Raw genomic sequence first — 15,060 nt, forward strand, 5'->3', positions numbered from 1 at the left:
TTTTTTTTTAAAATTTTAAACTGACACTCATTCCATAATTTCTAGAAGATGGAACTCCAAAATACTCCAAACCTTGAGAATTACCAACATTATAGGCGCTTTCAGGATCGATATTATCTATACTTCTAGATATATAGAACAAATTGGAAGCGATTAAGGAAACATTCACATTGGTAAGGAATACATTTTCTAAAGCCTTTTGTGGTAAGGTATACCCAATACTTATTTGTCTGAATTTAATATAATCGGAATCTTCAACAAATTCTTCAGCAATATTACTTATTCTTCCCCAATAACTCTGCAGGTTTTCTGGTGCAACCGTCGTTGTAAAAGGCAAATCTGTAGCAGCGTCTATACCAGAAACTACTAAGCCTGTTTCTCTTCCTTCAAGTGTGTTTTTGTGCAGTCCTCTACCGTAAAGTAAGGTATTGGTTCCAGAAAATATTTGCCCTCCAAATTTACCGTCGATTAGCATATTTAAATTGAAGTTTTTGTACCTGAACGAGTTTGTGAAACCTAGGGTGATAGGTGCTACACCCTCCCCTAAGGTCTTGCGTTCTCCTTCGACTGCTCTTGGAACGCCTTCGGAATCAATGTCATACTTTATAACCCCACTAGCATCTCTTTCGTAAGATACACCTACAATGGTACCGTAACGTTCACCCACTTGGTGTGTTATTCTAACGTTCCTTGTACGTGGCTCATCCAAGTTAACATCTGAGTCAACATCGTCCGTAGCAACAACCAATCCTTCGTTGTATGCTCCGTTCAAGCTAACATTCCAGCTAAAGTTTTCTGTTCTAATTGGAGTACCACTAACCAATAATTCAAAACCCTCATTAGAAACTTTACCAAGATTGGCACTCGCGCCTCCATAACCTGAAGATCCAGAGGTGGCAACATTTACAATATCATTGGTTGTCTCATTGTTATAATAAGCGAGATCAAAGGATAATCTATTATTGAACATACGCAAGTCTAAACCAATCTCCGTTTCATTTTTGCTAAAAGCGACTAGATTTGCATTTGGTACGCTACCGTTACTAATCCTTCCTGTAGGCTGCCCTTGTAATGGATTTCCGAAAATACCATAGGTTAACCCTAACTGGTAGGCATTTTGTGCACCACCGGCAACTTCAGAATAACCACCTCTAAGTTTTAAGAAATCTATAAAGGCTGGCATTTCAAAGGCATCAGATAAAACTAAACTTGCGTTTACTGAAGGGTAAAAATCGTCGTTTGGTGTCTCTTTTCCTGGAAAGGATAGGGTAGAAAACCAGTCATTTCTTCCAGTAAATGTCACATAGGCCCAACGATCATAGGAAAGCTCTACAGAACCATAAATAGCTCCAATTTTTCTCTCAGAAAGAGAGCGGCTTCTTGATTGCTGCACAGTATTTCCTATATCTTCTAGTCCTTGAACAATAAACTCACCACCGCCTAATCTGAGGGTTTCATTTTTTATATGGTTGGAGTTGGCACCGAACAAAGCGGATATGGCAAATTTATCAGTGATATCCTTATCAGCAGCAAGAATTATATCTGCATCTACTTGATTCGTTCTAATTTCTGATTCATTAATACCTCCTAAGGGTGAAAATCCAGTCCCAAAAGGAGTTACTCCTGTTCTTCTAATCACGTCATTATCAATACCTACTCTACCGGTTAAGGATAACCAGTCCGTAAACTCATAACGCAACGAGGTAGAAGCTATGATTCTATTTCTCTGGTCTTCATTGTTAAAATTAAAAGCAGCAAAATAAGGATTAGTAGTAAAGACGTTGTCTGTAAACTGGCGTTCAGCACCATTTTCGTCTGTGGCCGGTAACATGTCATTTACATTAAGGTTTCCAGGAAGAAGCCCTACGGAAAAGTTTGCATTACCAGGACTATCAGATAATCTTGGTCTGTTTTTTACCTTTTCAATGATGTATTTAGCGTTTACTTGTTGGGTTAATCTTTTACCCAAAACTGCCGTCGTATTCAAAGAAATAGATTTTCTGTTGAATCCAGCATTCGGCAATACATCTTCGTTAGTCAAATCTGACACAGAAAACCTATAGGTTAAATCTTCTTTGGCATCTGTAAGGGCCACTGTATTAATAAAGGTAGTACCAGTTCTGTAGAACCTGTCCATATTGTTTCCAGTATACGAGTAAGGTCTAGATTCCCCATCCCATTGTGGTACAGAAGAACCATCAAAAGCTGGTCCCCAAGAGTTGAATCCTGCTTCCGAAGCACCTGTTGCTGTCGAAGGTTTAGCACCTAGGAGACCTTGGCCATAATCTGTTTGGTAATCCTGTAAGGAAGTGTCTACGCGGTCAAAAGTTACCTGACTGCTCACTTCTACGCCAAAACCTTCTTGGCCCTTACCTGACTTAGTAGTAACGATAATTACACCGCCAGCAGCACGTGAACCATACAGTGCAGAGGCTGCACCACCTTTAAGTACAGAAATAGATTCGATATCGTCTGGATTTAAACTAGAAATACCATCACCACCATCAGAACCACCCCATAAACTTGCGGAGCCGTTATTTCCGTTACTAATCGGAATACCATCTACAACATATAAAGGTTGGTTCCCGCCGGATAGCGAACTAGAACCTCTAATAACAACCCTACTAGAACCAGCGGCACCAGTAGCATTTTGTGAAATACTAACACCTGCAATTTTACCTTGTAAGGAGTTGATGGCGTTTGGTGTTTTTATGGTTGCGATTTCTTCTCCACCGACTTCCGTCAAAGAATACCCTAAGGCTTTGGTTGACTTTCGGATACCAAGTGCAGTTACTACTACTTCATCTAATTGACTTGCATCCTCTGCAAGTGTAGCGTTGATAGTAGATTGGCCGTTTACTGAAACGTCTTTGCTCTCATAACCTAAAGAAGAGAAAACCAAAGTGGCATTGTTGCCTACTTTAATGGAGTAATTACCGTCAAAATCGGTTGATGTTCCATTAGAAGTTCCTTTTTCTACCACATTAACTCCGGGTAGTGGGACGCCAGAAGGGTCCGACACTAGGCCGGATACTGTGCTGTTTTGTGCCACCATTCCTTGAAAGAATAGTAGAGACACAAGTGTCAAAAAATTTAAGATTTGTTTGTTCATAAAAGTTGAGTTTGTTATTAGATTTGTTAGTTAAGATAAATTTAACATTTAAATGTGATGAGATACACACGAATGGTAAAAAATATTCGACTAGTAACACTCCTTGTTAGTTAAAGAGCGCGGTATCGAAAACGTTTCAGTTAAAATATCTTAAAATTTCTGTGCGTAAGAGCTTTAGTATTTGAAAGAATATGTTTTTGTATTCTTGGGTATTGTATGATTTTGGGAGAATAAATTGAAAATATTGTGCACCTGCGAACTTGGTATGGTGTACAATAAAACTCGGAAGCCTTTATTCTTGCTATTTAGTTTTTGATAGGTTCCATTTTCTAGGTTTAATTATAACGAATGTATCGTTAAGAGTGTTTTTAAGGTAGAGTTATAAGATGATTTTGTTGAGACTAGTTATACAAGGTGCATAAATTAGATGTGCATTTTAATGGCAAAATAATTGGCTTGTTTTAGACCATTATTTTTGTTGCCTCGAAAATCATAGGGTATCATCATAAGGCATTGTCAAGCATTACCTTTCGTAAAAACTAAGTTTTATTGAAGTTCCCTATTATTTTGAACGTAAGGAGTCCACCACATACTGGCTTGATTTATAGATGGAAATGAATCCAAGACATTGCCTAACCCTTCTCTAAAGGAAAAAGTAAGGTATGCAAGAACGGTCTTTAATATTTTTTCTTAGTTTTTTACCGTGTTGTACCCCTGAAAAATTAGCTCTATTTTATTTCTGGGTACTAGAAAATGAATCCATTTGGGGCTCAGCGGACGAACTTTTAGATGGTCATTCTAAAACGCTCAAAATGAAAAAAAAAGAGTTAATTTTCAATGTCATACAAAACTAAAAAATGGAACTTTACAATAGAACATCTCCGGAAACTTATTCAGGACGAGCATCCAATCAAAACTTGTACGTGCACGAGAAGGTTTTATGTGTAGATGTTTCCAGTTTGGAGAAGTCCAGTGACAAACGTGTGGCGCTTTTAGGCTATGCATGTGATGAAGGTGTTAAGCGTAATCAGGGGCGTTTTGGAGCTGTAAAAGGTCCGGATGCCATCAGAAAAAAGCTGGGTAAATTACCAAATCATTTAGATGATGAAACTGCTTTGTTAGATGTGGGAAGTATTCACTGCTCAAACGCTGATTTAGAAACTGCACAAGACAAGCTAGCCCACCAAGTTCAACAGCTATTAAATGGGAATCTATTCCCTATCGTTTTAGGCGGAGGTCATGATATTGCTTATGGCACGTACAACGGCATCAAAAAGTATTTAGGGAATGCAAAATCTATCGGTATTATTAATTTTGATGCACATTTTGACCTTCGTTCCAACCAAGATGGAAATACGTCTGGCACCCCTTTTTATCAAATAGCGAAAGACTGCGAAGCATCAGGTACAGCGTTTCATTATCTATGTCTAGGAATTCGCGAAGATGCCAACGATAGTTCACTTTTTAAGACAGCCAAAGAACTAGATGTGAAATACATCTTACGAGATACGTTTCGAATCGAATTCCACAACGAAATTAATGCTTGGATTAACGCTTTTATACAAAATGTAGATGCTGTTTACGTAACTATTGACTTAGATGGGTTTTCCTCCGCCTATGCGCCTGGTGTAAGTGCTCCCTCCCCAATGGGTTTTACACCAGATGTGGTGCTAGCTTCGCTAAAAACAATTATTGCTTCAGGTAAGCTCACGGCCCTTGATATCGCTGAGTTAAATCCTACATATGATATTGACGACCAAACCGCACGGTTGGCAGCCTCGTTAGTACATTCAGTCATTCACAGCCTCTAAGAATGGAAAAATTTATACTCAGAGAACATCCAAAATTAAACATAACGATGTTAAATGATAGGTTCAGTTTTAATCGACCAGAAAATCAAACATCCGAATATATCTACAAAGAAGTTGATTCCTCTAAAATCGGAAAAAGAGCGAATCGGTTAGTACGTGTAGTTTCGTTTACAGTTGGTTTTTCTATTGGAAGTTCTGGCGATGTTTACAAAGAAAAAGACCTGCTCCAGTTTAACTATAAAAGCCAACCTGTAAGCATATGTGTAAAGGAAGGTGACCGAGAGACAATTGAAAAAGTAATTAAAAGAATTAAGGAAAAGCTTCGTCAATCTTTAAACCTTTCCTAAACCGATTCTGCCTAAAACAAAAAAAGCCTTCCTTTTATGGAAAGCCTTTCATTGGTTACGACCGATTAAAACCGATCTACACAATTTGTTCCAAACGTTGTTTGGAACACAACACAACGGGTCAAAGATAATAAAGGTTTTTAATATTTATCAACTAGGTGTGTTTTTTTCTTATCCGATGAACTGCCGTTTTCATCTTTAACTTTCCCAAAGCAGTATTTGTTTATTTTAGATAAAATTCACGTTTATAGGTTTAGGTGTAATGCCGTCTACAATCATCGATAATCCAATTTTATGTTTCTGCATTTTGGGGTGGCTACGCTGTTCATAGCCATAGGAATATGGGTTTATGTGAGTGTGAGCTTAAACAAGCCTTATTTTCTTCAAACAGGACTCATGGTGCTTTTAATACTGATGTGGCTAGCACTCTATATCTTTGGGCGGCTGGGCAAACGAAAAGGACGACCTCAAATGGAAGTATTACACCAGTTTATGATGGAACCCTTAGAGATAGCTAACGCGTTTAAAACGGCCACACTACCTTAAATAAATTCGACTCATGGAGGAAACTACAGATTTAATCAAAGACAGAGCGGATGTTTCTTTGCTGGTAAGAACCTTTTATGGTAAAATCAGAAAAGACGACGTCTTAGGACCTATATTCAATAACAATATAACGGACTGGGAAAGCCACTTAGAACTGCTTACGGATTTTTGGGAAACTCAACTTTTCTTAAAACGTACCTACCATGGCAACCCTATAACCGCTCATCAAGAAGTAGACGAGAAGATGAACTACGCTATAATTTCAGAACACTTTGGACTATGGTTAAACCTTTGGTTTGAGACCATAGAGGAACTATTTACAGGAGAGACTGCTTGGATTGCCAAAAATAGGGCTCAAAAAATGAGTACAATGCTGTTTATGAAGTTGTTCGAAAATAGGACTAGATGAGATTAAATAGGGAGAAAAGCAGTACGCTTTTAGATGTGTATTGCTATTTGTTAAGCAGCACCTTTCATTGCCAAAACAGTTGTAACCCAAACAATTACAGATGAAAAAAAGATGCCTACTGCATTCGCAGCGAAGGCTCTCTTTTTTTCCATTTTAAATATATAACTGGCAATGCTTCCGGCATAAACACCGGTGCCGGGAACCGGAATCATTACAAAGAAAATAAGTCCAATAAAACCATATTTCTTTATTTTCTCACCTGATCCATCTTTTGCCTTACGAGCAACGTAAATAGCGGATTTCTTGTAGTAATGCCATTTTAGAAGGTATTTATTTATTTTAGTCAAGAAAAAATGCATGATTGGAAAAACAAGGACATTGGCAAAAAAACAACCTGCAAAGACCAAATAAATATTTACACCATTCAATAGTCCATAAGGAATCCCAACCTTTGCTTCTCCAAAAGGAGAAAGGCTCCAAAGCATTGCTATGATTAAATCTAAAGCCAAATTATATTTTAATAATTTGCAAAATTACATTCTTATAATCGATAAACCATTTATTAAATCATAAATAATCTCTAAAAGAACGCGTTTCAGATTGCAGATAAAATCACTATTTTCGTTAGGCTTGGAATATATCCCAGCATATATTGACTCCTGAAAAATGAAAAAAAACGAATCTAGAAGGTCTTTTCTTAAAAAAGCTTCACTTACTACAGCGGCCATTTCGGCATCACCTTTATTATTTGCAACAAGCCGAGAGGAGAAACTACCCCTAATAAGGTCATATTCCAATCGGTCTTATGCTGCGAACGACCATATAAATTTAGCCCTTATTGGCTCTGGTATTCAAGGAATCTATGACACTACTACTGCATTAGGTGTAACCGGAGTGCAACTAGTAGCCGCTTGCGATTTGTATGATGGCCGATTAGACCGAGCAAAGGAATTATGGGGAGATTCGATTTTTGTGACACGCGACTACAGAAAAATACTACAACGTAAAGATATTGATGCAGTCATCATTGCTACTCCAGACCATTGGCATCAAAAAATTGTAATTGAAGCTTTAAAAGCTGGCAAACATGTGTACTGTGAAAAGCCCATGGTGCAAAAACACGAGGAAGGTGAAGCAATCATTAATGCTCAAAAGGAAAGTGGTAAAATATGTCAAGTAGGAAGTCAGGGAATGTCTTCTTTAGGTAATGAAAAAGCCAAACAGTTATATGAAGATGGCGCTATTGGAGATATAGTGATGCTGGATATGTATAATGACCGATATTCTGCCGAAGGAGCTTGGCAGTATCCCATTCCACCAGATGCTGATTCAAGTACCATAGATTTTGACACCTTTTTGGGCACGGCTCCTAAGGTCCCTTACGAACTCAAACGCTTTTTTAGGTGGAGAAACTATCAAGATTACGGAACCGGTGTAGCAGGTGATTTATTTGTACATGCCTTTTCAACGTTAAATCATGTTCTAAGCTCACACGGTCCTAATAGAGCATTTGCTACAGGAGGTCTTAGATACTGGAAAGATGGCCGTGACGTACCAGATGTTACCATAACGTTGTATGATTATCCTAAAACGGAAACCCATGCCGCTTTCAATGCTGCTTTTCGAATTAACTTCATCGCTGGGAATGGTGGCGGTGGCGGATTTAAATTGATAGGTACGGAGGGAGAAATGGAAGTTGGTCAGAACCAAGTAACTTTAAAACGGTCAAAATTAGGTGGGGGGCCAGGCGGTTATTCTTTAATTGCCTATACGAAAGAAACCCAGCAAAAGATAAAGGACGACTACACTAAGAATGAATTATCATCTAGAGTACAATCGTTGAATACTGGAACTACAACTTGGCAAGCTCCTAGTGACTATAAAGGAGGTCATTACGATCATTTCAACAATTTTTTTACCGCTATTCGCGAAGAAGGTAGCATAGTGCAAAACCCAACTTTTGGCTTAAGAGCTGCTGGTGCAGCCCTATTAGCTAATGAAAGTTATTATAAAAAACAACCTGTAGACTGGGACCCAACAAATATGAAATTATTGTAGTGCCTATATCTTAAAAGTGACCACGGGTAATGTGGAGTGGTTGGCGACATCCTCGCCAATACTGCCCAAAAAGAAATGGGAAATTCCTTTGCGGCCGTGAGTAGGGATTCCAATTATATCTGCATGGCTCTCCATGGCAAAATTTATCACACCGCTTTCAACGGAGTAATCGTTGTAAATAGCAACTAGCAGGTCAAAGCCAACCGTATCACAAAAGGCAACTATTTTTTCTTGAATTTCCTTGGTGCTCAAAAACGCATCGCCAGGTGTATTTACATATACCAATCTCAGTTCTGCTGCAAAGATTTCAGCTATATATTTAGCCTGCTTAAAAGTATGAAAATTCTCCTCTTTAAGATCACAGGCGAATACCATTTGCTGCGGTTCAAAATCATCGGTATCGTCTTTGATAACCAGCACGGGTATATCGGAATGTCGCACTACTTTTTGCGTATTGGAACCAACAAATATTTCTTTAAGTCCTTCGCTGCCGTGGCTACCCATAACGATTAAGTCAGCCTTATTTTCTTTGGCTACCGTGCTTATTTCGCTAAAGACCTTAAAATGTTTTATTATTGGGACAATTTCAACACCCTCTAGATAAGGTTTGTCCAGAAACGCTGCTAATCGCTTCTCGGCAAGCCGTATTAAAAAAACGGTATGCTGCATTTGAGCCCCTTCATTCGAAGAAATTAACGCTTCATTTAATTCCAGCATATGTAAGGCATATAACTTAGCCTTATGCTTTTTGGCTATTGATGCCGCTACTTTGAATGCATATTCTGATTGAGTTGAAAAATCAATAGGTACTACAATATTTTTCATATCAGTGATTTTAATGGTTTATATTGGCTTAGACCGTGATGGAAAACAATCTTGTATTGGGGACTTTTTCATATAATCTTACATCAAAGGCCATGTACACATTTCGCACGAAAGGCCTTCTTTTTTGTGTGACTTTGAGTTGCTGTGTATTTATCTCAATTAGACCGTCCTGTCGCATCTTATCTAATCGTTGCAGAACAATGGGTACATCAGAAAAAATCATTTGTTCATTAATCCAAGAGGTGTCCATACTACACATAAGATTTAGGATATGCTTACGGATGACTTCATCTTCTGGAGAAAGCATATACCTCTTAACTACTGGAATTACGTTATTTTCAACCAAGTGCCTGTATTCTTCTAAACCTTCCACGTTCTGGGCAAAACCATACCAACTATCGCTAATGCTTGAAGCGCCCAAACCTATCATTAGTTGTGTTTTGGAAGCCGTATATCCCATAAAATTACGATGTAAACGTCGTTCTTGTGTAAATATAAATAATTCATCAGTTTTTAAGGCAAAATGGTCCATCCCTATTTCCTCATATCCAGGTTGACCGAGCAAAGCCTTTCCTGTTTCATACTGTTGTCTTTTTAAATCTGCAGCGGGCAAATCAGCATCCTTGTAACTTCGTTGCCCGTTTCCTTTCATCCACGGCACGTGTGCATAACTATAAAAAGCCAACCGGTCTTGAAGTAAGGTTTTAGTCTCGATTACGTGATTCATGGTTTGGTGGGGTAATCCAAAAATAATATCTTGCTCTGTATAAGTATAGCCAATTTCACGTGCCCAATCCGCCACTCTTTTTAAATTTTCAAAAGGTTGAATCCTATGGATTGCCTTATGCACCTTTTTATTATAATTCTGCACGCCATAACTAACTCTCCTAAAACCTACATCGTACAATACTTGTAAATGTTCTTTGGTTGTATTATTGGGATGCCCCTCAAAGCTAAACTCATGGTTTTCGGCCTTTGTCGCTTTTTTAAAAATCCCATTAATAAGATTTTTTAAATTCTCGGGACTAAAGAAAGTAGGGGTGCCGCCTCCCAAATGCAGCTCTTTAATAACAGGTTTTTCGGAAAATAGGGTTACATAAAGCGACCATCTCTTTAATACGGTTGCTATGTATGGCTCCTCTAGCTCGTGTCGTTTTGTGATTCTTTTGTGGCAGCCACAAAACGTGCATAAACTTTTACAGTAGGGTAAATGAATATATAGACTTATTCTTTCGGTGCTATTTGATTCAGAAAGGCTTAGTTGAACCGAAGCTTCCCATTTTTTGTCTGAGAATGTGTCTATATCCCAATAAGGTGTTGTTGGATAACTAGTATATCTAGGTCCGGAAACATTATATTTTTGGATAAGGCTACACATGTTCATTACACTTTGATACAAAAGTAAGGCCTCGATACGTTTTATAATATGACAATTGTCATACTATAAAAAGACTATATAGAAAAATCGATGTGTCTTGTTAGGTTTTGTTCTACCGAGATAAATGATTCCACTCCCTTAATTCCTTTGATTGTCAAAATTGAATTCTGGTAAATTTCCCGATAGTGTATGCTATCTTTCGTGTGCAGTTTTATAAAAACATCATATTTTCCAGTAACATGATGCACCTTAACTACTTCTTTTACCTGCATAAGATGTTGGATTACCTGTTTATAACGGGTATTTTCGGTAAGATATATGCCTAGGAAAACCGTAAACTTCCATCCCATTACGGCATAATCCAAATTAAGGGTGGCTCCGGTAACTAGTCCCATATCCCTCATCTTTCGCATTCTCGCATGAACCGTTCCGGGAGAAATAATTAATTTCTTGGCAACTTCGGTATATGGAGTCTGGGCATCTTGCGTAAGTATAGATAAAATATCAAAATCCACTTGATCTAATTTATTCTTCACCTTTTAAAAATTAACCTTTTTGTTTAAACTTTTCAATATATTGATAAACTAATTTGCTTACCTGTAAATATAATTTAACGTTTTTTAATTTTTAGATATAATTCCGTAATAAACGTCATGTTTTAGTAGAAATAACATAAAATTTTATATTTCAGATTATGATAATCATAAAAGTATTTATCACTGCAATATTATCAAATGAATAGATTTTCTAACTAAAAAAACGTGAATTAACCATATCAATAGAAAAACAAAAAAAAGCTACCTATTTGATGGGTTTTAGCTTATAAAGCTCATTAAAACCAGTATTTTCCAAAGGTTTCCAGTTTTATTATGTCCATAACTCTTGCTACTATTGTATGTGCCAAAATTTAGCTTTAAATAGTTGTTTGAAAGCACGAAAGAAGTGTCCGGAACTTTTCTTTTACCATGTCTGCTAAATAACAATCTTCATTGTAATGTGTTTTATGGATTGTGTGGATATGGGATTTTGAGTATTAACTAACTAACCCTCAAGAATTATGAAGAAATTTTTATTACTATCCTTGTTTGTGATAGGCTCAATGACAGCCGTTCGAGCTCAGGATATAAGTATTACTGGAAATATTACCGATGAAACTGGTCCGCTTCCGGGCGTTAACGTTTTAATTAAGGGTACCACTAAGGGAGTTATTTCTGATTTTGATGGCAACTACTCCATAGATGCCCCAAGTTTAGGAACTCTTGTGTTTTCATACATTGGATATGGAAAGAAAGAAATCAAAATTGATGGCAAGACCACTATCAATACCCAACTTGAAGCTTCTGCAGAACAACTCACCGAAACTGTTGTTATAGGTACGAGAGGCCAGGCAAGAACTAAATTGAAAACTGCAGCACCTGTTGATGTAATTAGTATTAGCAAGCAGCAGATAAATATGCCACAATTAGACGTTGCACAGATGTTGGTTGCTTCAGCACCTTCATTTACGGCAGTGCGTTCTCAGGGTGGTGACCTTAGTTCAGCTGTTTCACCACCTTCGCTAAGGGGTTTGGGTCCAAATCAACTTTTAGTCCTTGTTAACGGTAAAAGGCGCCACAGCGGGGCACAATTAATTGGCACGGCAACAGGAGGTACTTCAAATTCGGTAGATATGGATTTCTTAGCTGCCGATGGAATCGATAGAATAGAAGTCTTAAGGGATGGTGCATCGGCCCAATATGGTTCGGACGCGATTGCTGGGGTAATCAATATAGTTACTAAAAAAGGTACCAACAAGTTTACCGCAAATTACTCAACGGGATTTTATACGAACAGTAATCCTGATTTAGGTGATTCAAACATTAGTGAATCCGATCAAGCATTACTTGAAGATACAGACGGCCTGGATGGAATAACCCATCAACTTGGAGCCAACTATGGTTTATCCTTTGAAAATGGCGGGTACTTTAATGTAACTGGAATGTATCGCCAAAATGAAGCAGCCATTAGACCGAATATAAGCGGTGCAACCCCTTACGGAAATTCGTATTTAAACAACGAAAGAACAGATACGCAGGGCAATCCTATTATTACCAACCCAGAGCTACTGGCTGCACAGACTACTGGAGATGCAGCCCTTGCCGCTGAACTTCAGACCGACTCTGGCTTGCTGGCTGCACGAGGTCTTACAGCGAGGGACGTATCTACTTTTGCAGGTTTACCTGTAACTATGTTAGGTTCCGTCGGCTATAATTTAGAGCTTCCGCTATCCAAAGATTCTGAAACTAGTTTTTATTCTTTTGGAGATTTTGGCTATAAAAATACCGATGGATTTGGCTGTTTTTACCGCAGGGCGGCGCAAAATGATCGTTTCAATTATGATTTATACCCTAATGGTTTTAGACCTCAAATGATTATTACACAAACCAATATTGGCTTTACTGGCGGTGTTAAAGGGAAACTGGGGGATTGGAACTTTGATTTCAGCAATACCTTTGGAACCAACAATCAAAGATATGGCCAGTTCAACACGTTTAATGCTAGCTTACAGTCGGAGTCACCTACGGAAATGGATTTAGGTGCTCATAAATTTTCGCAGAATACGGTCAACTTTGACCTTTCCAAATTCTATCCAGATGTTTTGTCTGGATTGAATATTGCAATGGGAGCGGAGCTGAGGTTAGAAAATTATATTATAGAACGAGGGCAACCTGAAAGTTTTGAAGCTGGGGATGCTGGTGTTTTTACAGCAACAGAAGACAATCAAGAACTCATTGGTCCAGACGGTTTTCCTTTGGAAGATTTGGGAGGGAATCCAATAGTTGGTAGCGAAGGGAATGCGTTAGTACTGCCTTACGGTGGTGTCAGTTCTTATCCTGTATTGCAATATAGCCCTAATTGCCAATGTTTTAGAGGATTTGCACCCGAGAACGAAGCAAATCAGTTCCGTTCGGTTACTGGTCTTTATTTGGATTTGGAATTAGATGTTACGGATAAGTGGTTTGTAAGTGGCGCGGTACGAACAGAACAGTATTCTGATTTCGGTGGCGTCTTCACGGGTAAATTCGCCACCCGGTATTCTATAACCGATAATTTAGCTATAAGGGGTTCTTTAAGTAATGGCTTTAGGGCGCCTTCTTTACAAGAATTGAATTATTCGCACACGTTTACCTTCTTTGTTGACTTAGAACCTTTTGATGGGACGCTTTATCCGAATAATAGTTCTGTTGCCAAAGCTATCGGCATAGACCAACTGCAAGAAGAAAGGTCTATGAATTTCGCTTTGGGTGTTACTACAAAATTGTTCAATAAATTAGAGCTTAGTATTGACGCCTATCAAATAGATATCAAAGACCGCCTGTTTTCGACCGGCAACTTCAGCGCTACGGATGCTCCTGTGTTAGAACCCTTAATCGGTTCTGGATTGGCAAGTTTTCGTATCAATGGAGGAGATGTAAGTACGCGAGGGGTCGAAATAGTAGCGAATTATTCTGATCGTGTTGGTGAGGGTATGTTAAATTTAAACTTTGCTGCAATCTTATCAGAAAGAACCTTTGAAGGGGCCAACGTTCCTGATTTGAATACCGCATTATCCGACCAAGACCTTGAAGCCCTTTACATTGATCGTGCCGTAGTAGGTGCATATGAAAAAGGGGTGCCAACTACGAATTTTATAAGCTCTGCAACATATAGCTTGGGTAAATGGTCTGGGATGTTAAGAGGTACTTATTTCGGTGAAATTTCAAGAATAGACGATGGTGAAGGAAACCTTACAGATATAAACTTCGGAGGTGCGGGCACTAGAGGCTTTTCAGATCAAGCTTTTTCAGCACAGTTCACTACGGACCTAGGAATAACGTATGCTGCAACAAAGAACCTATCACTTACTTTAACAGGGCAAAATATTTTTAATAATTATCCTGATTTGTATAGATCTGAAGAAAGAGGATTTTACCTGTACGGCAATGGACAACAGGGATCACTTGGAGCTAACTATTTAGTAAGAGCGACAATAAGCTTCTAAAGCATTTAATTGACACCTAAAAATAAAGATATTATGAAGACCTATATAACACGATTATCCTTAATAGCAGTAATGCTACTTTTACTCAGCTCCTGTGATTTAGAACGTCTAGAAGCAGAAACAGCTACCGCCTCTGGCGGCGGAACGCTTACAGAATTTACGGCGTATACTATTGATTCAACAGATCCTGATGGATCAAATGTAAATGGAAGAATTGTTTTTTGGGAAACCAGTCTGGACCAAACACTCGTTCAAATATCTCTGTATAACACCATTCCTGGTCTTTTGCATCCAGCACTTGTTTTAGAGGGAGCCGCTGGATTAGACGGGTCTATTATGCTTACCCTTGATGAAGTATCCGGGGATACGGGTGAATTAAGCGAAAGCAAATTCTTTCTTATTAGTGATACTGGATTTTATGACACGATAACCACTATGGACTCTCATATCAGTATTTACTTAAGCCCATCAGATGATACGATAGTGGCTACCGGAGATTTAGGTATAAATGCAGAGCCAGTAGATTCAAACTAGAAATTTTTAACTTAAATAT

At 38.3% G+C, this 15,060-nt stretch carries 12 protein-coding genes; 7 read left to right on the forward strand and 5 right to left on the reverse strand.

What is annotated here, in order from left to right; genetic code table 11:
* Positions 1–7 precede the first annotated feature (7 nt).
* Positions 8–3,112: a SusC/RagA family TonB-linked outer membrane protein gene (locus tag Q360_RS0116800; protein ID WP_027078107.1), complete on the reverse strand. Its 3,105-nt coding sequence runs from the start codon at positions 3,110–3,112 to the stop codon at positions 8–10.
* Positions 3,113–3,969: 857 nt separating this feature from the next.
* Here Q360_RS0116800 and hutG point away from each other — a divergent pair.
* From hutG to Q360_RS0116825, 4 genes are all read left to right on the forward strand, one after another.
* On the forward strand, positions 3,970–4,923 hold the full coding sequence (hutG, locus tag Q360_RS0116810; RefSeq protein ID WP_027078109.1) for a formimidoylglutamase: 954 nt from the start codon (positions 3,970–3,972) through the stop codon (positions 4,921–4,923).
* A 2-nt stretch (positions 4,924–4,925) separates the two neighbouring features.
* Positions 4,926–5,270 carry a hypothetical protein gene (locus tag Q360_RS0116815; RefSeq protein WP_027078110.1) on the forward strand — a complete coding sequence of 115 codons (345 nt, stop codon included), beginning with the start codon at positions 4,926–4,928 and terminating at the stop codon, positions 5,268–5,270.
* Between the two features lie 294 nt (positions 5,271–5,564).
* Complete coding sequence (locus Q360_RS23750; protein WP_051554787.1) at positions 5,565–5,816, forward strand: hypothetical protein; 252 nt, start codon at positions 5,565–5,567, stop codon at positions 5,814–5,816.
* Positions 5,817–5,829: 13 nt separating this feature from the next.
* Entirely contained in the window at positions 5,830–6,225 is a 396-nt protein-coding gene (locus Q360_RS0116825; protein ID WP_027078111.1) for a group III truncated hemoglobin, read from the forward strand.
* Positions 6,226–6,275: 50 nt separating this feature from the next.
* Here the strand turns inward: Q360_RS0116825 and Q360_RS0116830 are convergent, their stop codons facing one another.
* The gene (locus tag Q360_RS0116830; protein ID WP_027078112.1) at positions 6,276–6,710 is read right to left on the reverse strand and encodes a COG2426 family protein; all 435 of its coding nucleotides are present in this window, start codon (positions 6,708–6,710) and stop codon (positions 6,276–6,278) included.
* Between the two features lie 181 nt (positions 6,711–6,891).
* On the opposite strand from Q360_RS0116830, the gene Q360_RS0116835 reads away from it, so the two are divergent.
* Entirely contained in the window at positions 6,892–8,283 is a 1,392-nt protein-coding gene (locus tag Q360_RS0116835) for a Gfo/Idh/MocA family protein (RefSeq protein ID WP_027078113.1), read from the forward strand.
* Positions 8,284–8,286: 3 nt separating this feature from the next.
* On the opposite strand, the gene Q360_RS0116840 is transcribed toward Q360_RS0116835, so the two are convergent.
* From Q360_RS0116840 to Q360_RS0116850, 3 genes are all read right to left on the reverse strand, one after another.
* Positions 8,287–9,108 (reverse strand): universal stress protein, encoded by an 822-nt coding sequence (locus tag Q360_RS0116840; RefSeq protein ID WP_027078114.1) that lies wholly within the window; start codon positions 9,106–9,108, stop codon positions 8,287–8,289.
* A 28-nt stretch (positions 9,109–9,136) separates the two neighbouring features.
* On the reverse strand, positions 9,137–10,486 hold the full coding sequence (gene hemN / locus Q360_RS0116845) for an oxygen-independent coproporphyrinogen III oxidase (protein ID WP_027078115.1): 1,350 nt from the start codon (positions 10,484–10,486) through the stop codon (positions 9,137–9,139).
* Positions 10,487–10,560: 74 nt separating this feature from the next.
* Positions 10,561–11,022: an Lrp/AsnC family transcriptional regulator gene (locus tag Q360_RS0116850; protein WP_027078116.1), complete on the reverse strand. Its 462-nt coding sequence runs from the start codon at positions 11,020–11,022 to the stop codon at positions 10,561–10,563.
* Between the two features lie 521 nt (positions 11,023–11,543).
* On the opposite strand from Q360_RS0116850, the gene Q360_RS23755 reads away from it, so the two are divergent.
* Together Q360_RS23755 and Q360_RS0116860 are read left to right on the forward strand one after the other, a co-directional pair.
* Positions 11,544–14,507: a TonB-dependent receptor gene (locus Q360_RS23755; RefSeq protein ID WP_036196259.1), complete on the forward strand. Its 2,964-nt coding sequence runs from the start codon at positions 11,544–11,546 to the stop codon at positions 14,505–14,507.
* A 33-nt stretch (positions 14,508–14,540) separates the two neighbouring features.
* Entirely contained in the window at positions 14,541–15,041 is a 501-nt protein-coding gene (locus Q360_RS0116860) for a hypothetical protein (protein WP_036196369.1), read from the forward strand.
* Positions 15,042–15,060 lie beyond the last annotated feature (19 nt).

The sequence above is a fragment of the Maribacter antarcticus DSM 21422 genome (assembly GCF_000621125.1).
Taxonomy (GTDB): domain Bacteria; phylum Bacteroidota; class Bacteroidia; order Flavobacteriales; family Flavobacteriaceae; genus Maribacter; species Maribacter antarcticus.